The organism is Delftia sp. K82, from assembly GCF_002193035.1.
Classification (GTDB): Bacteria; Pseudomonadota; Gammaproteobacteria; order Burkholderiales; family Burkholderiaceae_C; genus Comamonas; species Comamonas acidovorans.
Genome location: NZ_MYFL01000005.1, coordinates 18,154 through 39,373, shown reverse-complemented (window position 1 = coordinate 39,373; position 21,220 = coordinate 18,154). Strand labels below are relative to the sequence as shown.

At 67.4% G+C, this 21,220-nt stretch carries 18 protein-coding genes; 7 read left to right on the top strand and 11 right to left on the bottom strand.

All coding sequences use genetic code 11. The features are described 5' to 3' along the window. Positions 1-33 precede the first annotated feature (33 nt). A complete protein-coding gene (locus KDK82_RS26960; protein WP_012204057.1) occupies positions 34-966 on the bottom strand; it encodes a LysR family transcriptional regulator in 933 nt (310 codons plus the stop codon). A gap of 276 nt (positions 967-1,242) precedes the next feature. Here KDK82_RS26960 and KDK82_RS26955 point away from each other — a divergent pair, with 276 nt between their 5' ends. Together KDK82_RS26955 and KDK82_RS26950 are read left to right on the top strand one after the other, a co-directional pair. Beyond that, positions 1,243-3,567, top strand: a complete 2,325-nt coding sequence (locus KDK82_RS26955; protein ID WP_088166729.1) for a DUF6351 family protein — start codon at positions 1,243-1,245, stop codon at positions 3,565-3,567. A gap of 114 nt (positions 3,568-3,681) precedes the next feature. After that, positions 3,682-4,374 (top strand): Crp/Fnr family transcriptional regulator, encoded by a 693-nt coding sequence (locus KDK82_RS26950; protein ID WP_088166728.1) that lies wholly within the window; start codon positions 3,682-3,684, stop codon positions 4,372-4,374. 16 nt (positions 4,375-4,390) lie between these two features. Here KDK82_RS26950 and KDK82_RS26945 read toward each other — a convergent pair whose 3' ends face one another. Then, complete coding sequence (locus KDK82_RS26945) at positions 4,391-6,673, bottom strand: diguanylate cyclase (protein WP_088166727.1); 2,283 nt, start codon at positions 6,671-6,673, stop codon at positions 4,391-4,393. A gap of 120 nt (positions 6,674-6,793) precedes the next feature. Beyond that, on the bottom strand, positions 6,794-7,429 hold the full coding sequence (locus KDK82_RS26940; RefSeq protein WP_088166726.1) for a Crp/Fnr family transcriptional regulator: 636 nt from the start codon (positions 7,427-7,429) through the stop codon (positions 6,794-6,796). A gap of 140 nt (positions 7,430-7,569) precedes the next feature. On the opposite strand from KDK82_RS26940, the gene KDK82_RS26935 reads away from it, so the two are divergent. After that, positions 7,570-9,453 (top strand): phosphodiesterase, encoded by a 1,884-nt coding sequence (locus KDK82_RS26935; RefSeq protein WP_088166725.1) that lies wholly within the window; start codon positions 7,570-7,572, stop codon positions 9,451-9,453. A gap of 104 nt (positions 9,454-9,557) precedes the next feature. Here KDK82_RS26935 and KDK82_RS26930 read toward each other — a convergent pair whose 3' ends face one another. Together KDK82_RS26930 and xdhC are read right to left on the bottom strand one after the other, a co-directional pair. After that, positions 9,558-10,874, bottom strand: a complete 1,317-nt coding sequence (locus KDK82_RS26930; protein ID WP_088166724.1) for a urate hydroxylase PuuD — start codon at positions 10,872-10,874, stop codon at positions 9,558-9,560. 186 nt (positions 10,875-11,060) lie between these two features. Next, positions 11,061-11,945 (bottom strand): xanthine dehydrogenase accessory protein XdhC, encoded by an 885-nt coding sequence (xdhC, locus tag KDK82_RS26925; protein ID WP_088166723.1) that lies wholly within the window; start codon positions 11,943-11,945, stop codon positions 11,061-11,063. Positions 11,946-12,075: 130 nt separating this feature from the next. On the opposite strand from xdhC, the gene KDK82_RS26920 reads away from it, so the two are divergent. Next, complete coding sequence (locus KDK82_RS26920) at positions 12,076-12,564, top strand: hypothetical protein (RefSeq protein ID WP_065346741.1); 489 nt, start codon at positions 12,076-12,078, stop codon at positions 12,562-12,564. A gap of 33 nt (positions 12,565-12,597) precedes the next feature. On the opposite strand, the gene KDK82_RS26915 is transcribed toward KDK82_RS26920, so the two are convergent. Further along, positions 12,598-12,987, bottom strand: coding sequence for a hypothetical protein (locus tag KDK82_RS26915; RefSeq protein ID WP_088166722.1), 390 nt, complete (start codon positions 12,985-12,987; stop codon positions 12,598-12,600). Positions 12,988-13,080: 93 nt separating this feature from the next. Between KDK82_RS26915 and KDK82_RS26910 the strand changes: the two genes are divergently transcribed. Next, positions 13,081-13,410, top strand: coding sequence for an Arc family DNA-binding protein (locus KDK82_RS26910; RefSeq protein WP_088166721.1), 330 nt, complete (start codon positions 13,081-13,083; stop codon positions 13,408-13,410). 65 nt (positions 13,411-13,475) lie between these two features. On the opposite strand, the gene KDK82_RS26905 is transcribed toward KDK82_RS26910, so the two are convergent. Further along, positions 13,476-14,060 carry a YSC84-related protein gene (locus tag KDK82_RS26905; RefSeq protein ID WP_013803704.1) on the bottom strand — a complete coding sequence of 195 codons (585 nt, stop codon included), beginning with the start codon at positions 14,058-14,060 and terminating at the stop codon, positions 13,476-13,478. 318 nt (positions 14,061-14,378) lie between these two features. Here KDK82_RS26905 and KDK82_RS26900 point away from each other — a divergent pair, with 318 nt between their 5' ends. Continuing rightward, positions 14,379-14,768, top strand: a complete 390-nt coding sequence (locus KDK82_RS26900; RefSeq protein WP_034391114.1) for a DoxX family protein — start codon at positions 14,379-14,381, stop codon at positions 14,766-14,768. Between the two features lie 106 nt (positions 14,769-14,874). Here the strand turns inward: KDK82_RS26900 and uraH are convergent, their stop codons facing one another. Further along, the gene (gene uraH, locus KDK82_RS26895) at positions 14,875-15,225 is read right to left on the bottom strand and encodes a hydroxyisourate hydrolase (protein WP_088166720.1); all 351 of its coding nucleotides are present in this window, start codon (positions 15,223-15,225) and stop codon (positions 14,875-14,877) included. 339 nt (positions 15,226-15,564) lie between these two features. Between uraH and ggt the strand changes: the two genes are divergently transcribed. Further along, positions 15,565-17,385: a gamma-glutamyltransferase gene (gene ggt, locus KDK82_RS26890; RefSeq protein WP_088166719.1), complete on the top strand. Its 1,821-nt coding sequence runs from the start codon at positions 15,565-15,567 to the stop codon at positions 17,383-17,385. A 96-nt stretch (positions 17,386-17,481) separates the two neighbouring features. Here the strand turns inward: ggt and glxR are convergent, their stop codons facing one another. The 3 genes from glxR to gcl all read right to left on the bottom strand — a co-directional run bounded on the left by glxR (position 17,482) and on the right by gcl (position 21,151). Beyond that, positions 17,482-18,396 carry a 2-hydroxy-3-oxopropionate reductase gene (gene glxR / locus KDK82_RS26885; protein WP_034391108.1) on the bottom strand — a complete coding sequence of 305 codons (915 nt, stop codon included), beginning with the start codon at positions 18,394-18,396 and terminating at the stop codon, positions 17,482-17,484. A 60-nt stretch (positions 18,397-18,456) separates the two neighbouring features. After that, positions 18,457-19,245, bottom strand: a complete 789-nt coding sequence (hyi, locus tag KDK82_RS26880) for a hydroxypyruvate isomerase (RefSeq protein WP_088166718.1) — start codon at positions 19,243-19,245, stop codon at positions 18,457-18,459. Between the two features lie 115 nt (positions 19,246-19,360). After that, complete coding sequence (gene gcl / locus KDK82_RS26875; protein ID WP_088166717.1) at positions 19,361-21,151, bottom strand: glyoxylate carboligase; 1,791 nt, start codon at positions 21,149-21,151, stop codon at positions 19,361-19,363. Positions 21,152-21,220 lie beyond the last annotated feature (69 nt).

Below are 21,220 nucleotides of genomic sequence, written 5' to 3'. Positions count from 1 at the left end.
GATCACCCAAAAGGCGGTTCCTGCCGCCATCGCCTAGCGGGCACGGGACATCAGGGCCACATGCCGCACGGCGTCGCGCAGCCAGCGCGTGGAGGCGCCCATGTGCGTGCGGGCGTGCCACAGCTGGTAGTACACCAGCGGCGCAAACTCCACCGGGCAGGGCAAGATCACCAGGGGCAGGCGCTGGCTGAAGCGCTCGCAGAACAGCCGCCCCGTGGTCAGCACCAGCAGGCTGGTGGCCACGATGTCGGGAATCAGGCTGAAATGCGCGCAGCGCGCCGCCACCTGGCGCTGCAGGCCCATGCGGGACAGCTGGTCGTCGATCACGCCGCGCGCGCCCGGGTAGGTGGGCGTGGGCGCGATGTGCTCGGCCTCCAGCCACTGGGCCACGTCCCAGCCGCGGCGCACGGCCGGGTGCTGGGGGCTGACCAGGCAGACCACCTCGTCCTCGAACAGGCTGGCCATGTGCAGGCCCTGCGGCGGCTCGGGCCAGTTGCCGATCACCACGTCCACATCGCCCTGGGCCAGCTGCACCTCGTAGTGCGCGTCGCCGTTGAGCGCCAGGATGTCCACGGGGCAGCCGGGCGCCTCGGTCTTGAGATGGGCCACCAGGCGCGGCAGGAACAGCGGGTCCAGGTAGTCGCTGGCGGCGATGCGGAAGGTGCGCGTGGAGGTACGGGGATCGAAATGGCGCGCATCGCTGAACAGGCCCTCGGCCGCGCGCAGGATGTCGGCGGCCGGCTGCACCATGCGCAGCCCGGCCTCGGTGGGCTGCATGTGCGCGCCCGAGCGCACCAGCAGCGAATCGCCGGCCAGGTCGCGCAGGCGCTTGAGCGCAGCGGACACCGCCGGCTGGTGCATGCCCAGGCGCAATGCGGCACGCGAGACGCTGCGCTCGGTCAGCACCGTGTGCAGCACCCGTATCAGGTGCAGATCAATCTTGTCGAACAGGGCCTGGTCGCGCATGTAGCGAAGCAATCAGCGAAAAAAAGAGCGGTCGCGCCGGGGACGCGCCGCAGGTCATGGGGAGCCCGCAGCGTAACCCAGCCGTGACCCCCGCCAGCTAGATACAAGCACCAAGAATGCCCTGGGCAGGGGCGGTTAAACACTTGTGCACGCAGCACATGCAATATGCGAGCCAGTCGCCGGCAAACCATTGTCCAAACCTATACAGACTTGCTGACTGTTAGCGTGATTCAATGAAATCGCTTCAAAAGGAAGTGGATTGCAGGAGACAAGACGATGAAACAGCCAACCCCTTTTTCGGGCATCGTGGCCGCAGCCACGCTCGCCAGTGTGCTGACCGCCTGCGGCGGCAGCGGTGACTCAGGCCTGGGTGTCATCGAGATACGCAGCCTGTCCAACCGGGCCGACATGATCAGCGACGGCAATGCCTATATTGAAATTGTGCTGCCCAAGGGCAGCCCGCCCGGTGCCCTGAAGGTGGCGCTCAATGGCACGGATGTCACCGCCCGGTTCGCCCAGCGCGCCAATGGCCGGATTCTGGGCCGGGTCGAGGGATTGAAGGCGGGCGCCAACACTCTCACCGCCACGGCGGCCGGCAGCGCGAGGGCACGGCTGGACATCACCAACCATGGCCGGGGCGATCCCATCTTCGCCGGGCCGCAGACCGCGCCGTGGATCTGCGCCACGCGCAATGGCGCGCAAGCCACCGTTTCCGTGCCGGGCACGGCACTTTCGGCGACCGTGACCACGCGCGTCAGCGGTCTCGATACCGATCCGGTGGATGTCCAGTGCAATACCAGGACCCAGTACACCTACTACTACATGCCCAAGGCCAGGCAAGGCAGCGCCTGCACGATGGGTCCGGCAGGCGCCACGCCCTGCCATGTGGCCTACGACCCATCGCAGCGCCCGGCCGACAGCGAGATCGCCGACTTCACCAACGACCGCGGAGATACGGTCAAGCACCTGCTGCGCATGGAAACTGGCGTCATGGGCCGCGGCACCTTCCAGATCCTGGCCTACCATGACCCCGCGCAGGCCTGGACGCCCTGGGAGCCGCAAAAGGGATGGAACGGCAAGGTGCTGTGGCGATTCGGCGCAGCCGCTTCCGGCAATCGCTTCCAGGAGCCGGCGGTCAACCTCCTCGACCAGTTCAGCGGCAGCCTGCCGTTCGACCCCAACGCGCTCGCGGCAGGACACATGGTCGTGAAAGCCATGCTGACCAACCACCTGCACAACAACAACGAGTTGCTGGCCGCCGAGAACATGATGCGCATCAAGGAGCATCTGATCGAGAACTACGGCGAAGTGCGCTACACCATGGGCGACGGCGACTCGGGTGGCTCCATGATGCAGACAGTGATCGCCTCCGCCATGCCGGGTCTGCTGCAGGGCATACAGACGGGGCTGAGCTATCCCGATGCGGTGTCCACCTGGATGGAAACACGCGACTGCGGCCTGCTGTCCAGCTACTACAGGACCGCCGCAGGACAGGCACTGAGCGACACCGCGAAGGCCGCCATCAATGGCCATCCGGCCAGCTACTGCGACAAATGGGTAGGGAGCTTCATCGCCCCCCAGAACCCCCGGCTGCCCGACAACTGCGGCGTGGGCTTTCCCGCCTCCATCGTCTACGACCCGCGCACACGCGGCCAGGGCGTGCGCTGCTCGATCCACGACATGCTGGTCCCGGTGTTCGGGACGTTCAAGGACACCGACGGCCACACCAAGCCGCAGCTGCCGTATGACAACACGGGCCTGCAGTACGGACTCAAGGCGCTGCAGTCGGGCGCCATCGACGCGGAGGCTTTCGTGCAGCTCAACGAAGGCATCGGCAGCTACACCAACGACATGGACTGGACCGGCGGCACTGCGTCCCGGCCGGCAGCCCGCGAGCGGGCCGTGGCCAGCCTGTTGCCCAGGCTCTACAGCAGTGGCCTCACCAGCAACGGCAGGAACCTGTCCCAGGTGGCCATCATTGACCTGCGGCCCGAGGGCGGCAGCGACATCCACATGACCTGGCGCAGCCTGCAGCAACGCGCACGGCTGGATGCCGCCAACGGCCACCATGACAACCATGTGATCCGCGCCAGCAAGGGTATGGTCCCGCTGCTGATCGCCCCGGCCATGCGACGCGAGGCCTTTGTCATGATGGACCGCTGGCTGACCGCCGTGGAGCGCGACACCACCGGCGCTGCGCTGGCACAGAAAGTGGTGCGCAACAGGCCTTCGGATGCCAGGGATGGATGCATCGCCGCAACGGGAGCCGCCCCTTCGGATCTCGACAAAGTCCTGGCCCTGGACGACCCAGCCTGTCCCCTCAAGCCGACCCTGTCGCCACGCCAGGTGGCTGGAGGTCCGCTCGCGGAGGACATCTACCAGTGCCAGCTCAAGCCCCTTTCGTTCACCAGCCCGGAGTACGCCGGCATCACCTTCAGCCCGGCCCAGCAAAAGCGCCTTGCCGCAGTGTTTGTGGCGGGAGTGTGCGACTGGAGCCAGGCTGGAACGGGCCAGAGCCAGGAGGCGGCCTTCCTGACCGATTTCAGTGCCGGCCCGGCGGGCACCAAGGCCGGGCCTGCGCCGGTCTCGCGCAACGATTGAGTTGCACCCTGCGCGAAGTCCCGCAGGGGTCCGGGGGCCGGTGATCAGGGTTTGCAGCGTGCCAATTCATGCAATGAAGCAGCAGACTTTCATTGAAGATTCGCATCAAGCACCATGCCCCCGCCCACGATCAACGCCGTCCTCAAGTCCGCGCCCTTTGCGCCCCACCTGAGCAGGGCCCACCTGCTCAGGTTGCGGCGGGAGGTGCTGTTGCGGCACATACCGGCCGGCACCCCGCTTTGCCACAAGACGCACCAGGCCGGCCACTGGGCCGGCGTCGTCCAGGGAGCGGTCAAGATCCATGCGCTGTCGCCTACCGGGCGCAGCACCACGCTGGCCACCTTTACCCCGGGTTGCTGGTTCGGCGAGGGCACACTGCTCAAGCACGAATGCTGGCCGTTCGACGCGACGGCGATCGAGGATACGCTGGTGGCACTGATGCCGGCCAGCACCTTTCACTGGCTGCTGGAGCGCAGCCTCGGCTTCAACCGCTTCCTGCTGGACCAGCTCAATGCGCGCCTGGGCCAGTTCATCGGCCGCTGCGAGCATGCGCGGCTGCACCATTCCAGCCGCCATGTGGCGCACTGCATCTCGGAGCTGACCGATTCGAGGCTGTATCCGGACACCGGCAACCGGCACCTGGGCATGTCGCAGGAGGAGTTGGCCAGCCTGGCCGGCGTGTCGCGCCAGATCGTCAATCGCACCCTGGGGGAGCTGGAGGACATCGGAGCGGTCCGCGTCTCCTATGGCGCATTGACCCTGATCGATCCCGAGGGACTGCGGCGCTTCAGCGAATCCTTCGAGTGAGGCACGGCCCCGGCGCTCAGGCGGCCTCCAGCACCTCGACGCGGTTGCGGCCCTTGCGCTTGGCCGCATAGCAGGCCATGTCGGCCGAGCGCAGCGCGCTGCTGACCGTGTGCTGGCGGGCATCGAGCACCACCATGCCGACGCTCACACCCATCAGGTAGCGCTGGCCCTCGTGCGCGCCTTCCCAGTCCTGCACGGCCATGCACAGGCTTTGCGCCAGCAGCATGCCCTGCTCCGCCGAGGTGCCCGCCAGCAGCACGGCGAATTCATCACCGCCCAGGCGCGCCACCCAGCCCAGCGGCCGGACCACGCTGTCGATCAGCCGGGCCATGTGGCACAGCACCTCGTCGCCGGCCGCATGGCCTCCCTGCTGGTTGACGTGGGCGAAGTGGTCCAGGTCCAGGAACAGGATCACGCCATGCTGCGGCAGGCCGACGGTCTCCTCCACCGCCTCTTCCTCCGCCTCTTGCGCCTCCTCTACCGTGGCAACGGCGGTGTTGTCGCTCTGCAGCAGGGCGGATTCACCCCGCTGCAGCGCCTCGGCCGGCAGGCGCTGGGCGGCACTGCATTCCTGCAGCCATTCATGCAGGCGCATGGCAAAGGCCTCGCGATTGGGCAGCAGGGTCAGCGGATCGTGCATGGCCTTCCAGCCCGGCTGCTCGCGCACCAGTCGCTGCATGGTCACGTCCTCGACCACCCAGACCAGGGTGGGGTCTGCCGGCACCACGGCGCGCGGCTCCAGGCCGCGCTGCAGGCGCTGCAGGCTCTGGCCGTGCAGGCGCACCCAGATGGGGCGGCCGTCCTTGCGGACAAAGCACTGCTCGCTGTCGAACTGGCCGTACATGTCCAGGTCCTTGCGCACGCGCTCCAGCAATTGGATGTGCGCCGCGTCGGAGGCGCACAGCTGGCGTATCGCCTGCCCCTGCAGCTCGCGCGGCGGATAGCCGAGCATGCGCGCGGCCTGCAGGCCCACCAGCTCCAGATGCGCCGACCGCGTGACCACCAGGCCCACGGGCGCGTAGTCCATCAGCGTCTGCAGCTGCAGTTGCAGCCGGCCGACCTCGTGCGCCTGCTCCTGCCCCATCTGCCCCAGGCGATGCAGGGCCTGCCACAGCGTGGAGGCTTCGCCCCAGGCATGGGTCCAGGGCATGCGCCAGCCGCCTTCCTCTGCATGGCCCGGCTCGGGTTCGGGCGCGGGATCGGGCTCCTCGGCCATGAGTCTTCCCTGGCTCGCCAGCCATTGGCGTGCAGTGCGGTGCAGGGCCGCCATGGGTTCGGTGACCAGGATCAGCAGCAGGACCAGCAGGCCAGCGACACCGGCCACGGCGGCCAGCAGCCACCACAGCACGCGCGGCGCCAGGCTGGGCGCGATGGCTTCCTCGGGGGTGATCCTGACCACCAGCCACTGCGGCAGCGGCATGCCTGCCGTCGTCACCAGGTAGCCTGCGCGCCGCTGGGTGTCGGGGCCCACCTGCACTGCGCCGGCCGCGGGGTCCTGCAGCCAGTCCGCGCCCAGCCCGGGCTCGGCCTCGGCGCGCGCCGACCAGCGCGAGGGGTCGGAATGGGCCAGGATCTGCCCGTCGCGCTGCATGACCAGCAGGCGCCCGCCGGAGCGCGAGGGATCGATGCTGGGCGGCAGCAGGGCCTGGGCGGACATGCGCACGCCGGCCGACAGCACGCCGCTGACCGTGCCGTTGCCGGTGCGCAGCGGCACGGCGTACAGCAACTCCATCATTCCGGGATCAGCGCCCTTGCGCACCATGGTGGAGACCACGGGCCGGCCATCGGCCAGGCTGCGCCGCATCACGTCGCGCACGCCTTCGTCCAGATCGGCCAGGGGCTCGGAACGGCCGCCGCGCAGGCTGAGCTGCAACTGGCCACGCGCGTCGGCCAGTTGCAGGGTGTCGAACAGACGCACGGATGCGTCTCCGCGCAGCATCTCGCCCATCAGCCGGCTCGGGTCGCTGCCCTGATCGGCAATGCCCTGGGCCAGCACCCACAGCAGGCGCTGCTGCTGCTCCAGCCGAGCGGCCAGCATGCGCGCCACGGTATCGACCTCGTCGGCCTGCCGGGCCATGGCGCGCTCCAGCGTCTGCTGGCGCATGTTGTGCGAGACCCACCAGGCACTGCCAAGGCCCGCCAGCAGCACGGCCGCAGCGGCCAGCGCCAGCACCGTGCAGCGCATGGCGCCCCAGCCTGGGGCCGCGCGCGGCCGCGAGGGTGAACCCGACAGCTGCGGAGCATCCTGGGATGCCAGCAGTGCCTGGAAAAAGGGAGATCGGCGGGCGTCCAGTGACATGACGCCATCAATATATGCAGGCCCGAAAGCCGTCCCACTGGGTGGAACCCGCGAACCAGTGGTTACCCCGCCCCGCAAGGCCCGGCGCTTGCAGGCCGGCACCCGTCAGCGGCGTGGGAATCAGCCTACGGCGAGCACTTCGAGGGCCGCAGGCTTGGGCAGATCGATGACATTGCCCCGGCCCGCGATGAGCCCGTGCTCACGCAACTGGCGCAGCACGCGCGAGAAGGTCTCGGGTGCAATGCCGAGCTGGGCGGCGATGAGCCGCTTGCGCAGGTGCAGCGTCACGCGCAGGCCGCCAGCTTCGTGCGGCATGGCATGGCGCAGCAGCCACTGGGCGCAGCGCGCCTCGGCGTCCTTGGACAGGCGGCTCACCGCCAGCTCGGTCTGCGCGCAGTAGGCCTGGGCCATGTCCTGCAGCAGTTGCTGGGCGGGCGACGGCAGCTGCGATACGGCCTTCAGGAAGTCGGTCTGGGGCAGTTGCTGCACGCGGACATCGCTGTCGGCCAGCATGTCCAGGCTGCTGCCGCGCCGCTGCAGCACAAAGGCCGCGTCCAGCCAGGCAGGCCCCTCCACGACACCCAGCTGGTGGCGCATCTGCCCACCCTGGCCTATGCCCAGGAGCACGCGACCGCGCTCCAGATACATCACCGTATCCGGCGACTGCCGACGCAGCCTGAGCCAGGTACCCGCGGCCAACACCTGGGCGGAACCCGGCGCGAAGGCGAAAGCTTGCAAGGAAGACAGGGCGAACATGCATGCAACTTTGCCGGCTTTGCTCCCGCCGCGTTTTGAGCCATGTCAATCCGCCGCCAGCACACCGGTCCGCAGGCGGCATACTTGTCACAAGCATGTCACCAGTGAAACGTAATGTATCCAACTGAAAAGTTGAGCCCATGATCGATCCCCAGATGCTCGCCAGCCTGCCCGCTGCCGCGGCCGTGCTCTCCGCCGCCGTGCGGTCCGGCGCAGGCCCCGTGGCGCAGCTCATGCGCGCGGGCGGCCTGTACTGCGTCTTCCAGCCGCTGGCCGACTTGCGCAGCGGCAGCATCTATGCGCATGAGGCGCTGATCCGCGGCCCCCGGGGCATGCCGTTGCACACGCCCGACGCCCTGCTCAAGGGCGCTGCGGCCGAGGGCATTCTTCGGGAATTCGAGCTGCTGGCGGTCTGCGTGGCGCTGCAGGACTGGGGCCGGCAGAGTGCGCCGGGCCGGCTGTTCGTCAACCTCAGCGCCCAGGCGCTGGTGCAGGCCGTGGGGGTCTGCGGCCCCGGCATGGTCGGGGACACGGTGCGCAGCTTCGGCGTGCAGGCCCGCTCCCTGGTGGTGGAGATCACCGAACACGACCATGTGACCGACATGCCCGCCGTCTGCGCCGCCGTGAAGGCCGTGCATGCCACGGGCGCGCGCCTGGCGCTGGATGACTTTGGCGACGGCCGCTCCAGCCTGCGCCTGTGGTCCGAGGCCAAGCCCGACTTCGTCAAGATCGACAAATACTTCATCCACCAGATCGAGCAGCGCCCGGCCACGCTGCAGCTGCTGCAGGCCATCAAGGGCATTGCCGAGGTCTTCGGCACCACGCTGATCGCCGAAGGCATAGAGACCGAGGATGAGCTGCGCACCCTGCGCGACCTGGGCATTCCGTATGGCCAGGGCTGGCTGCTGGGCCGCCCTGCCGAAACCGCCCAGCCCCAGATCAGCACGCAGGCGCGCAGCGTGGCGCAGGACCCGCGCGTGGCCGTGATGCCCCACCAGGGACACAGCGCGCGCCCGGGGGTGCTGCGCAATCTGATGGTGATGCAGGCGCCCTGCGTGGTACCCACGGCCAGCAACGACGAGGTGGCCGAGCTGTTCCAGGCCGGCCAGCAGCTGCATGCCATTGCCGTCGTGGAGGCCGGCCGGCCGCTGGCGCTCATCAACCGCCAGCAGTTCATGAACCACTACGCCACGCTGTACTTCCGCGAAGTGCACGGGCGCAAGCCCTGCCTGGCCTTTGCCAACGTGCAGCCGCGCATCGTGGAGCTCGATTGCGATGTGGACCAGCTCGTGGGCATCCTGACCTCGCAGGACCAGCGCTACCTGAGCGACGGCTTCATCGTCACCGACAACGGCCGCTATGTGGGCCTGGGCACGGGCGAGCAGCTGGTGCGCCGCGTGACCGAGGCCCGCATCGAAGCCGCGCGCCATGCCAACCCGCTGACCTTCCTGCCCGGCAACATCCCCATCAGCCTGCACATGCAGCGACTGCTGGACAGCGGCGCCGGCTTCGTGGCCTGCTACGCCGACCTCAACCACTTCAAGCCCTTCAACGACCACTACGGCTACTGGCGCGGCGACCAGATGATCCGCCTGGTGGCGCGGCTGGCCGTGGCGCACTGCGATGCGCGGCGCGACTTCGTGGGCCATGTGGGCGGGGACGACTTCATGCTGCTGCTGCAAAGCGAAGACTGGCAGCGGCGCTGCGAGGACATCGTCGGCGCCTTCGCAGGCGAGGCGCGCCAGCTGTTCGACGACCAGGCGCGCGAGGCCGGAGGCATCTGGGCCGAGGACCGCCACGGCATCCGGCGATTCTTTGCCTGCACCACGCTGTCCATCGGCGTGGTGCGCGTCACGCCGGGCAGCGTGCTGGCGCCCGAGGACATTGCCAACCTGGCGGCCCTGGCCAAGCAGCAGGCCAAGGCGCAAAGCCTGCCGGGGCGCGGCGCCATCGCGCTGCACACGCCGCGCGATGAAGCGCGGCGCCCGGCCCTGCACGGCACCGCAGCAGCCTGGCCTGCCTGAAACAGAAAGCCCGCAGGCTCTTGCGAGGCTGCGGGCTGGTGGCTGGTGGCTGGCCGCCGAACGCTGACAGCAAACGCCGACAGCGTCTGGGCGCGGCCCAGCGATCAATTCACCGATGCACCAGACTCGTACCAGCGCTTGACCATGCTGCGCTCGTCATCGTTCAGGGCACCCGGATTGCCAAAGGGCATCTTGCGCAGTTGCACCACCTGCTGGTAGATCTGCTGGGCGTGGGCCTTGACCTGCTCGGGCGAGTCCAGGCGCACATTCTTTTGCTGCAGGGCGGCACCGTGGCAGACCACGCAATGCTGCTGCAAGAAGGGCGCCATCTGGGCGTAGCCCACGGCGCCGTCGGCGGCGGGAGCAGGAGCAGCGGCCGCAACGGGCGCCGCCGTCGCAGCGGGCTCGGCACCAGCAGGCGCCTGCACGGCGGCGGGAGCCGGTGCGGGGGCGGCGGCAGGCGCAGACACAGGGGCGGCGGCAGGCGCCGGTGCAGGCTTGAGCCAGACGGCCGTGCCGATCAGCACCAGCACGCCGACCAAAGCGTAGGGCCAGGGATGGGCATTGCGGCCCAGCTTGAAGCCGTGGCGCATCACGAAGAACTGGCGGATGGCAGCGCCCGCGAACATCATCAGGATCAGCACCAGCCAGTTCAGCTCATGGCTGTACAGCCAGCCGTAATGGTTGGACAGCATGGCGAACAGCACCGGCAGCGTGAAGTACGTGTTGTGCACGCTGCGCTGCTTGCCGCGCTTGCCGTGGATGGGGTCCACGGGCTGGCCTTCCTTCAGGGCCTTCACCACCGTGCGCTGGCCGGGAATGATCCAGAAGAACACGTTGGCGCTCATCGAGGTCGCCAGCATGGCGCCCATCAGCAGGAAGGCGGCCTGGCCCGGGAAGATGTGGCAGGCCAGGAAGGCCGCAATGCACACCAGCACCAGCACCATGGCGCCCACCGTGGCATCGCCGTTCTTCTTCTGGCCGAAGACGCGGCAGATGCCGTCGTACAGCAGCCAGAACACGACCAGGAAGGCCAGGGCCGAGGCAATGGCCGCAGCCGAGCCCATGGCGTTGGGATCGGCCGGGTTGACGAGGTAGATCTTGGCGTTCCACAGATACGACACCGTCAGCAGCGCAAAGCCGCTGAGCCAGGTGGTGTAGCTTTCCCAGTAGAACCAGTGCAGGTGGTCCGGCAGCTTGGGCGGGGAGACATTGAACTTGACGGGGTGGTAGAACCCACCGCCGTGCACGGCCCAGAGTTCGCCGCTGACGCCCTGCTTCTTGAGGTCGTCATCGACAGGCGGCGTCAGGCTGCTGTCGAGGAAGACGAAATAGAAGGAGGAACCGACCCAGGCGATGGCCGTAATGACGTGGAGCCACCGCAACAGCAGGTTGGCCCAGTCGAGAATGTAGCTTTCCATAGCTCTCAACCTTGGCAGCGTGGGGGCCGCCGGTGTTCAACCTGCTCACCACTGCGGGCGCTCTGAGCAGAAGAAAAAGGCCGCGCACCCGGTAGATATACCGCCGGTGCACCGCTGCGACCATTTCGTAGACACAAAGTGTATGCAATTTTTCGATAGCCAGCCGGTTTGCGCGACATCAATTCACTAGAGATTTCCCTGATTCTGCGCGGGCGCGGCACTGCGCCGCTGCAGCAGCTGCGCTGCCACGGCCACCGCGATCACCTCAGGCTCCTTGCCCTTGATGCCGGGCACGCCGATGGGGCAGGTCACATGGTCCAGCTCCGCATCGCTGAAGCCGCGCTCGCGCAGCCTGCGCCGGAAGGTGGCCCATTTGGTGGCGCTGCCGATCAGGCCCACATAGGGCAGGTCGCCGTGCTGGCGCTGGCGGCTCAGGCATTGGGCGACCACCTCCAGGTCCTCGGCATGGCTGAAGCTCATGATCAGCACCTGGGAGCCGGTGGGCAGGTCGGCCACGGCGGACTGCACGGGATCGGAGTATTCACACTGCACGAACTCGTGCTCCTCCTCGGGGAAGACCGAATCGCGGCTGTCCACCCACATCACGCGGTAGGGAAGATTGCACAGCAGGCGCACCAGCGCATGGCCGACGTGGCCTGCGCCAAACAGCGCCACGCAGTCGCGCGGCGGCTGCAGCCGCTCGCGCAGCATGTCCATGCGGCCCTGGGGCACCAGCACGAACCTCAGCATCACCACGCCGCCGCAGCACTGGCCCAGGCTGGGACCCAGCGGATAGCGGTGCTGGTGCTCGGCAAGGGCGGGACCGGCCTGCCCAGGCTGTCCCGGCAATCCGGCCTGAAGCGCAGCGTCGCGCAGCAAGCTGCGCGCGCGGTCGATGGCGTCGAACTCCAGGTGCCCGCCGCCAATGGTGCCGGCCACGCCGTCGGCAAACACGGCCATCCAGGCGCCGCGCTCGCGCGGCACCGAGCCGCGTGACTCCATCACCTCGACCCAGCACAGCGGCCCCTGCGCAAGGCCTTGCTCGACTTTCTTGAACGTGTCACTCCACATGGGCGCACCTGACAGCCCGTCGTGGCGCCTGCGGGCTTCGTTGGAATTTGTTGCGGGATTTTCCGCTGCGGCACTTGAGTTTTGCGCTCCGACTGCCGGTGCCGCAGCGTTTCAGGATACGCTCGCAATCATGCCCGATTCCCCCGATTCCTCTCAGCACAGTTCCGTGCAAAAGCCACGTTCCGGCCGTCCCTGGCTGTGGGCGGGACTGATGGCCGCCATTGCCTCCCTGGTCACGGCCTGCAAGTCGCCACCCGGCCCCGGCCCGCGCCCCGACGAGGCCACCTCCAGCGCACAGCTGCAGTACCGCAAGGTGGCGGCCAACCATCTTTATGCGCGCAATGCCGAGCGCATCTACAAGGGCCAGTTGCCGCCCATGCTCTACGCGATCGGCGTGCTGCAGGTGCAGATCGACCGCAACGGCCAGGTCCAGCGCCTGCACTGGATGCGCGCGCCCAGCCATGCCCCCGAAGTGGTGAGCGAGATCGAGCGCCTGGTGCGCGCCGCCGCGCCCTTCCCCGCCCCGGCCGGCGCCGCCCGCATCACCTATACCGATACCTGGCTCTGGGACAAGTCCGGCCGCTTCCAGCTCGACACGCTGACCGAAGGCCAGCTCTGAGCCTCAGGCCGCCAAAGGCTGGCTCAGGCCGGTTCAGGCAGATTCACGCGGCTGGCCGTCGGCAAAGCTCCTGGCGCTTCTGAGCAGGCAGGTCACGGCATACAGCACCAGGTCGTCCGGTGCGTCATCGTTCACGCGGTCGATGACCTCGATGGCATAGCCCAGGTCCTGCGACAACTGCGGCAGCACGCCTGCCGCGCGGTCGCCGGCCTGCAGGCTGGCCACCGCCTGGTCAGCGCTGGCGTGGTAGCCGCGCAGCAAATCACGCGCGGCACACACCATGGCCGAGTCGGCGCGCTCTGCATGCAGCTCCAGCACGCCCAGGGCCGCGCCCATGTGGCACAGCGCATCGACCGCCAGCACCTCCTGGTGCTGTGGTGAGTATCTTCGGTGGCTGCGGCCCGGTGGGTTGACTGTCTTCATGGCTCCCCTTGCGCGGGACCGTGCTGGTCCCGAAGCAACAATACCTTTCAGGTCCCTTGCAGTCAATACCTTTCCGGTCCATGATTGCCGGCGATGAAACAGACCGATCCTCAGTACAAGCTGCGCCTGCCGCAGGAACTCAAGGACCTCGTCGAGGAGGCAGCCAAGCGCACCGGCCGTTCCATGAACGCCGAAGTCGTGGCCCGGCTGCAGACCACGTTCGAGGCACCTCTGCTCGGCCGCCTGTCGGCCGCGACGGACCCTGCGCTGGAATGCGAGGAGCCCGTGAGCATCTACGACATCAAGATGAGCGCCGAAGCCGTGGAGCGCATCGAAAAGCGCCTCGAACGCATAGAGCAGGCCGTGCTCCCGCCCGCTGCGCCGGGCAGCGCCAATGAAGACGGCGCCGCTGGCACCGACTGAGACGACCGCACAAAGAAAAACCGGCCCGCAGGCCGGTTTCGTTCAAAGGCCCCTCAGGGCCTGGATCACTCGACCACCTTGGTGATCTTCGAGCCCTGCAGCGACACGCCGGCTTCCAGGCCCGCATTGGTCAGCACATAGCTGGTCACGGGGCCCTGGGCGGTCGTGGTGTCCACGCTGCCATTGGCGCCTACCTTGCCTGCAGCCACCGTGGCATCGGCGCCCACGGACCAGCCCTCGCTGGCCAGGAACTTGTCGAGCGCTTCCTGGGTGTTGAACACATAGATCACAGCCTTGGACTGGCCACCGGCCTGCCAGCCCACCGAGGCGCCGGTCGTGCTGTAGTAGCCCTTGTTCTGGCCGCCGACGCGCAGCACGCCGCGGCCATGCTCGACACCGATGACGAAGCTGCCGCCGATCACCGAGGGGAAGATCAGCACGCCCTTGGAGCGGGCCACCATTTCCTTGGAGCCTGGCGCCGTCTGGTACAGCCGCTCCAGCGCAGCGTTGGCGCGTGCATTGACGGTGGTGGCATCAGCGCGCGGCGCGGACTGGGTTTCCGGCTTGGTGGTGGTGCAGCCGACCATGGCAATGCTGCCGGCCGCCAGTGCAGTGGCCATCACGACGGTACGCAAAGAAAACTGACGCATGGGAAAACCTGCCTTTCTTGATTGGACGTTTTGGGGAGACCCCATCGGTTCATTGGATTGATCACCTTGCCTCCCGGTCCCGGGCACCCCTTCCAGTGCTCGCAAACCGTTTCTGAGACAGGCTGGGGATGATGCTAGGCCGCTTTGCGGTACTTGTGATGAGACATGTCACAAGTTGCGCCATAGGACTACAGGCCCGCAGGAAATGTCTGAAAATCCCGTGCCGGGCTGCCACAGCCGACACCGAAAGCGCGCTGATGCCAGAATGCACCCACAGCAACACCCGGCCCACCGGGCCTATCCACACCGAGGGAGTTCATGAAGTTCTGGAGCCACTTTCACCATCCCCAGGCAGCCATGGTGCTGCTGCGCGTCACGCTCGCGGTCCTGTTGCTTTTTCACGGCTGGGCCAAGCTGCGCTACGGCATAGGCAGCATCGAGCGCATGGTGGAGTCCACGGGCGCACCGGGCTGGCTGGCCTATGCGGTCTATCTGGGTGAGGTGGTGGCGCCGCTGCTGCTGCTGGTCGGCCTGTGGGTGGTGCCTGCGGCGCTGGTGATTGCGATCAACATGGTCGTGGCCTTTGCGCTGGTGCACACGGGCCAGGTGATGCAGCTGCACAGCTCGGGAGGCTGGGCGCTGGAGCTGCAGGCCTTCTTCTTCATCACGGCCCTGGTCGTGGCCATGGGGCACGCCAAGGGCAAGTAGCCCGCCCTCTTGCTCAAGCAGCAAAAGCAACGGCCCGCAATGCGGGCCGTTCTTCGTTTCAGGGCTCACTCCAGGCCATCCCCCGACAGCCTGCCTGCAACAGGACTCAGGAGCCCCGGTACGTGGAATAGCTCCAGGGGCTGACCAGCAGGGGCACGTGGTAGTGCTGGTCGGCATGGGCCACGCCGAAGTCCAGGCTCACCTTGTTGAGGAAGTTGGGCTCGGGCAGTTGCACGCCACGGGCCTTGAAGTAGGCCGCCACGTCGAAGGTCAGGCGGTAGGTGCCGGTCCTGAGGCTGTTGTTGTCGAACAGCGGCGCATCGGTGCGGCCGTCGTGGTTGAGCACCAGGCTCTTGATCAGCGTGGCCTGGTCGCCATCGATGGAATACAGCGCGACAGCCATGCCGGCTGCGGGGCAGCCATTCATGGTGTCGAGGACGTGGGTGCTCAGGCCCATGGAAATCTCCTGTGCGGCGGGAGCTGGCCCGCCCGGTTGTCATTGGTTGGTCAATGCACGGAGCGCGGCGCGCGACAGCACTCGCGGCCCTGCCCGGCATGCTCAAAGTGTATACAGTTTTTGTACGCCCTTGAAGGGCGTTGCACGGCCGACACCTAGGCAGATACCCGCACTTTCGGTGCCCGGGCCGGCGCGCGGGAAGGCTGCCGACGCCATGCTTCTACACTGTGGTCCGCCGCCGCCCTGGCCGCAGGACCCTCCGGCCGGCGCACACAGGGCGGCACAGGACTCGCGCTCTTTTTCCACTGTTCCACTGTTTCATCTGCCAAGGAGATACCGATGCAACTTCGCTCCCCCTTGCTTGCAACCAGCCTGGCGCTGGCCATTGCCAGCCTGGCCGCCTGCAGCAGCACGCAGCCGCCCGCGGCTTCGGCGGCGCCAGCCCCCGTGGCCGCAGCGCCTGCCCCGGCAACGGCGCCCATCACGCAGAGCAACGCGGCCCAGGCCGCCAGCGCCGCCTATGACTTCGACATGGATGTGTTCCATCCCGTCGTGGGCAGGAGCGGCATGGTGGCCAGCGAGCAGGAGCTGGCCTCGCGCATCGGCCTGCAGATCCTGAAGTCCGGCGGCAATGCGGTGGACGCCGCCGTGGCCATGGGCTTTGCGCTGGCCGTGGCCCTGCCCAACGCAGGCAACATCGGCGGCGGCGGCTTCATGGTGGTGCATGACGCCAAGAGCGGCAAGAACATTGCGCTGGACTTCCGTGAGGTCGCGCCCTCCAAGGCCACGCGCGACATGTACGTGGGTGCGGATGGCAAGGTCATCGATGGCAAATCGCTCTACACCCACTACGCCGTGGGCGTGCCCGGCACCGTGGCCGGCATGGAGCATGCATTGAAGAAATGGGGATCGCTGCCTTTGTCCACGTTGATTGCGCCGGCCGCAAAGCTGGCCGACAAGGGCTTCCCCGTCAGCGAGACCCTGGCCCAGATCCTGCAGCAGGAAAAGAAGAACATGGGCCAGTGGCCCGCCACCCAGGCCATCTTCTGGCGCAACGGCGAGCCCCTCAAGCGCGGCGACCGCCTGGTGCAAAAGGACCTGGCGCAGTCGCTGCGCCTGATCGGCCAGCAGGGCTCCAAGGTGTTCTACGAAGGCTCCATCGCCCGCAAGATCGCGGCCGAGATGGCGCCGCATGCAGGCGCCCTCTCGCTGCAGGACCTCAAGAGCTACAAGGTCGCCGAGCGCGAGCCACTGCGCGGCACCTACCGCGGCTACGAGATCGTGACCATGCCGCCTCCGTCCTCCGGCGGCGCCCACCTGATCCAGATCCTCAACATGATGGAACGCTGGCCCATGAACCAGTGGGGCGTCAACAGCGCGCAGAGCATCCACTACATGGCGGAAAGCATGAAGCTGGCCTATGCCGACCGTGCCGAATACCTGGGTGATCCCGACTTCGTGACCGTGCCGCTCAAGGGCCTGACCTCCAAGCGCTATGCCGAGGCACTGGCCGCCGGCATCGACCCCTACCAGGCGCGCGCCGGCAAGGACATCCGGCCCGGCAAGCCCCAGCCCTACGAGAGCGACCAGACCACGCACTACTCGGTGGTGGACAAGGCGGGCAACGCCGTGGCCGTGACCTATACGCTGAACACCAACTTCGGCAGCGGCATCGTGGCCAAGGGCACGGGCATCCTGCTCAACAACGAGATGGACGATTTCTCGGCCAAGCCCGGAGTGGCCAACGCGTATGGACTGGTCGGCGGCGATGCCAACGCGGTGGCCGCAGGCAAGCGCCCGCTGTCGTCGATGACGCCGACCATGGTGCTCAAGGGCGGCAAGCCCGTGCTGGTCACCGGCAGCCCCGGCGGCGCACGCATCATCACCACCGTGCTGCAGACCGTGGTCAACACCATCGACTTCGGCATGAACCCGGCCGAGGCCGCCGCCACGCCGCGCTTTCACCACCAGTGGACGCCCGATGAGCTGCGCGTGGAAAAGGGCATCAGCCCCGACACCGTGGCCCTGCTCAAGTCGCGCGGCCACAACGTTGCCGTGAAGGCGTCGATGGGCCGCACCCAGACCATCGAGCTGCGCGACGGCATGCTCTACGGCGCCTCCGACCCGCGCAACCCCGACGGGCAGACACTGGGATATTGAAGCAAGAAAAAGCCGCGCCCGTTGCCGAGCGCGGCTTTTCACAACAGGGCGGCGCAAGGCCGCCCTCCCACCAATCGTTGTCTCAAAGGCCGGCCATCAGTCCTGGACCTTCTGGCCCACTTCGAAGTTGGCCTGGATCTCCAGCGCACGCACCATGCCCGAGTGATCCCAGTTCGCGCCGCCGTGGGCCACGCAGCTGTTGAACAGCTCCTGGGCCTGGGCGGTGTTGGGCAGGGACACGCCGAGCTGGCGCGCGCTGCTCAGGGCCAGGTTCAGGTCCTTCTGGTGCAGCGAGATGCGGAAGCCCGGGTCGAACGTGCGCTTGATCATGCGCTCGGCATGTACTTCCAGGATCTTGGACGAGGCAAAGCCGCCCAGCAGCGCCTCGCGCACGCGGGCCGGGTCGGCACCGGCGCGCGACGCGAACAGCAGGGCCTCGGCCACGGCCTCGATGTTCAGCGCCACGATGATCTGGTTGGCCACCTTGGCGGTCTGGCCGTCGCCGTTGCCGCCCACCAGGGTGATGTTCTTGCCCAGGCGCTCGAACAGCGGCTTGACGCGCGCGAACACGTCCTCGGGGCCGCCGACCATGATGGACAGCGTGGCGTTCTTGGCGCCCACCTCGCCGCCGGAGACCGGCGCATCCAGGTACTGGGCGCCGATGGCCTCGATGCGGCGAGCGAAGTCCTTGGTGGCCACGGGCGAGATGGAGCTCATGTCCACCACCACCTTGCCGCTGCTGCCCTTGAGGCCGGCGGCCACGCCGTCCTCGCCGAACAGCACCTTCTCGACATCGGGCGTGTCGGGCAGCATCAGGAAGATGATGTCGGCCCGCTCGGCCACGCCGCGCGCGGTGGTGCACTGGGTGGCGCTGCTCTCGGCGATCTGCGCGGGGATCTTGCCCAGGGTGTTCACGAACAGCTGGTGGCCTGCCGTGAGCAGGTGGCCCGCCATGGGCGCGCCCATGATGCCCAGGCCCACGAAACCAAGCTTGAGAGAGGATGCATTCATGCTGTGTACTCCTTGTCGTTTTTGGGAAATTCGGTAAATCCGAAGATGTTCTACGGCCGCTCAGGCGGCGACTGCGGCGTGGGCCTCGATCCAGCCCAGGCCCGATTCGGTATCGCGCGCAGGCTTGTACTCGCAGCCCACCCAGCCCTGGTAGCCGATGCGGTCCAGGTGCGCGAACAGGAAGGGGTAGTTGATCTCGCCCGTGCCCGGCTCGTTGCGGCCCGGGTTGTCGGCCAGTTGCACATGGCCGATGCGCGCCAGATGCTTTTGCAGCGTGGCCGCCAGTTCGCCCTCGGTGCGCTGCGCGTGGTAGATGTCGTACTGCACGAAGGCGTTGGGCGCACCCACCTCGTCGAGGATGGACAGGGCCTCGTCCGTGCGGTTCAGATAGAAGCCGGGAATGTCGAAGGGGTTGATGGGCTCGATCAGCAGGCGCAGATTGGCCGCGCTCAGCGCCGATGCGGCAAAGCGCAGGTTGTCCACGAAGGTGCGGCGCAGCAGCGCGGCATCGGCACCGGCAGGCGCCTTGCCGGCCAGGCAGTTGAGCTGGGGCACGCCCAATGCATGGCCATAGGTCACGGCCTTGGCCACGCCGGCGCGGAACTCGTCCACGCGGTCGGGGTGGCAGGCAATGCCGCGCTCGCCCGCATCCCAGTCGCCGGCCGGCAGGTTGTGCAGCACGATCTGCAGGCCGTGGGCGTCCACGCGCTCCTTGATCTCTTCGACCGTATGAGCGTAGGGAAACAGGAATTCCACGGCCTCGAAGCCGGCGCGCGCCGCGCGCTCGAAGCGGTCGAGGAAGGGCACCTCGGTGAACAGCATGCTGAGGTTGGCAGCAAAACGGGGCATGTCAGAAGTCTCCGGTAGTCGTTTGGTGGGTGGGTGGCGGCAGGGCGCGCAAGGCGCCCCGCCGATAGAAAAAGCAGTGCAGTGCAATGCCGTGCGATGTGCCGTGGCGGGCCGGTCAATCCAGCAGTGCGAGCGCGCTGGGCACGTCGGCAGGCGCTGCGGCCAGATCTTCGAACTCGATCACGTTGTCGATCTCGGCGCCCATGGAGATGTTGGTCACGCGCTCCAGGATGACCTCGACGACGACCGGCGTGCAGTGCTCTGCCATCCAGGCCTCGGCCTGCTGCATGGCGGGCGCGAAGTCCTCGGGACGGTGCACGCGGATGGCCTTGCAGCCCAGGCCCTCGACCACTTTGACGTGGTCCACGCCATAGCCTTTGGACTCTTCCTTGTCGTCGACATTGATGTTGTCGAAGGCCAGTTGCACGCAGTAGTCGATGGAGAAGGCGCGCTGCGCCTGGCGGATCAGGCCCAGGTAGCTGTTGTTGACCAGCACATGGATGTAGGGCAGCTTGAACTGCGCACCCACGGCCAGTTCCTCGATCATGAACTGGAAGTCATAGTCGCCCGACAGCGCCACGATCTTGCGGGCCGGGTCGGCCACGCGCACGCCCAGGGCGGCCGGCACGGTCCAGCCCAGCGGGCCGGCCTGGCCGCAGTTGATCCAGTTGCGCGGCTTGTAGACATGCAGGAACTGCGCACCGGCAATCTGCGACAGGCCGATGGTGGAGACGTAGCAGGTGTCCTTGTCCAGGCTGCGGTTCATGCACTGGTAGACACGCTGCGGCTTCATGGGCACGTTGTCGAAATTGGTCTTGCGCAGGTACTCCACATTGTTCTTGCGGGCCTGGCATTCGGCCACCCAGCCGCTGCGGTCCTTCAGGCGGCCAGCCGCCTTCCACTCGCGCGCCACCTCGACGAAGAGCTTGAGCGCAGCGCCCGCGTCCGAGACGATGCCGTAGTCGGGCGCGAACACGCGGCCGATCTGCGTGGGCTCGATGTCCACGTGCACGAACTTGCGGCCCTTGGTGTAGACCTCGACCGAGCCCGTGTGGCGGTTGGCCCAGCGGTTGCCAATGCCCAGCACGAAGTCGGAGGCCAGCATGGTGGCATTGCCGTAGCGGTGGCTGGTCTGCAGGCCGCACATGCCGGCCATCAGGCGGTGGTCATCGGGAATGGTGCCCCAGCCCATCAGGGTGGGAATCACGGGCACGTCCAGCAGTTCGGCGAACTCCACCAGCAGCTCGGAGGCATCGGCATTGATCACGCCGCCGCCCGAGACCAGCAGCGGACGCTCGGACTCGTTGAGCATGGCGATGGCTTTTTCCACCTGCTTGCGCGTGGCAGCCGGCTTGTAGACAGGCAGGGGCTCGTAGGTGTCGATGTCGAACTCGATCTCGGCCAGCTGCACGTCGATGGGCAGGTCGATCAGCACGGGGCCGGGGCGGCCCGAGCGCATCAGGTGGAAGGCCTGCTGGAAGGCGCGCGGCACCTGGGCCGGCTCCAGCACCGTGGTGGCCCACTTGGTCACGGTCTTGGCGATGGAGGCAATGTCCACGGCCTGGAAATCTTCCTTGTGCAGACGCGAGCGCGGCGCCTGGCCCGTGATGCAGAGAATCGGTATCGAATCCGCGCTGGCCGAGTACAGGCCCGTGATCATGTCCGTGCCGGCCGGGCCGCTGGTGCCGATGCACACGCCGATGTTGCCGGCCACGGCGCGGGTGTAGCCCTCGGCCATGTGGCTTGCGCCTTCGACGTGGCGCGCCAGGATATGGCCGATGCCGCCATGGTCCTTGAGCGCTGCGTACAGCGGGTTGATGGCGGCACCGGGAACGCCGAATGCGACGGTCACGCCTTCTTTTTCCAGCACGCGGACTGCGGCTTCGATTGCTTTCATTTTTGCCATGGGAGGTCTCCTTCAAATTGGAGTCAACTCTAGGCAGACAGGCCGATTGGCGGAACGCCTGCGCAGACC

Excerpts from the sequence above, each read along its gene's own strand:
- KDK82_RS26960 (WP_012204057.1), bottom strand. The coding sequence starts at position 966 with ATGCGCGACCAGGCCCTGTTCGACAAGATTGATCTGCACCTGATACGG.
- KDK82_RS26955 (WP_088166729.1), top strand. The coding sequence starts at position 1,243 with ATGAAACAGCCAACCCCTTTTTCGGGCATCGTGGCCGCAGCCACGCTC.
- KDK82_RS26950 (WP_088166728.1), top strand. The coding sequence starts at position 3,682 with ATGCCCCCGCCCACGATCAACGCCGTCCTCAAGTCCGCGCCCTTTGCG.
- KDK82_RS26945 (WP_088166727.1), bottom strand. The coding sequence starts at position 6,673 with ATGTCACTGGACGCCCGCCGATCTCCCTTTTTCCAGGCACTGCTGGCA.
- KDK82_RS26940 (WP_088166726.1), bottom strand. The coding sequence starts at position 7,429 with ATGTTCGCCCTGTCTTCCTTGCAAGCTTTCGCCTTCGCGCCGGGTTCC.
- KDK82_RS26935 (WP_088166725.1), top strand. The coding sequence starts at position 7,570 with ATGATCGATCCCCAGATGCTCGCCAGCCTGCCCGCTGCCGCGGCCGTG.
- KDK82_RS26930 (WP_088166724.1), bottom strand. The coding sequence starts at position 10,874 with ATGGAAAGCTACATTCTCGACTGGGCCAACCTGCTGTTGCGGTGGCTC.
- xdhC (WP_088166723.1), bottom strand. The coding sequence starts at position 11,945 with ATGTGGAGTGACACGTTCAAGAAAGTCGAGCAAGGCCTTGCGCAGGGG.
- KDK82_RS26920 (WP_065346741.1), top strand. The coding sequence starts at position 12,076 with ATGCCCGATTCCCCCGATTCCTCTCAGCACAGTTCCGTGCAAAAGCCA.
- KDK82_RS26915 (WP_088166722.1), bottom strand. The coding sequence starts at position 12,987 with ATGAAGACAGTCAACCCACCGGGCCGCAGCCACCGAAGATACTCACCA.
- KDK82_RS26910 (WP_088166721.1), top strand. The coding sequence starts at position 13,081 with ATGAAACAGACCGATCCTCAGTACAAGCTGCGCCTGCCGCAGGAACTC.
- KDK82_RS26905 (WP_013803704.1), bottom strand. The coding sequence starts at position 14,060 with ATGCGTCAGTTTTCTTTGCGTACCGTCGTGATGGCCACTGCACTGGCG.
- KDK82_RS26900 (WP_034391114.1), top strand. The coding sequence starts at position 14,379 with ATGAAGTTCTGGAGCCACTTTCACCATCCCCAGGCAGCCATGGTGCTG.
- uraH (WP_088166720.1), bottom strand. The coding sequence starts at position 15,225 with ATGGGCCTGAGCACCCACGTCCTCGACACCATGAATGGCTGCCCCGCA.
- ggt (WP_088166719.1), top strand. The coding sequence starts at position 15,565 with ATGCAACTTCGCTCCCCCTTGCTTGCAACCAGCCTGGCGCTGGCCATT.
- glxR (WP_034391108.1), bottom strand. The coding sequence starts at position 18,396 with ATGAATGCATCCTCTCTCAAGCTTGGTTTCGTGGGCCTGGGCATCATG.
- hyi (WP_088166718.1), bottom strand. The coding sequence starts at position 19,245 with ATGCCCCGTTTTGCTGCCAACCTCAGCATGCTGTTCACCGAGGTGCCC.
- gcl (WP_088166717.1), bottom strand. The coding sequence starts at position 21,151 with ATGGCAAAAATGAAAGCAATCGAAGCCGCAGTCCGCGTGCTGGAAAAA.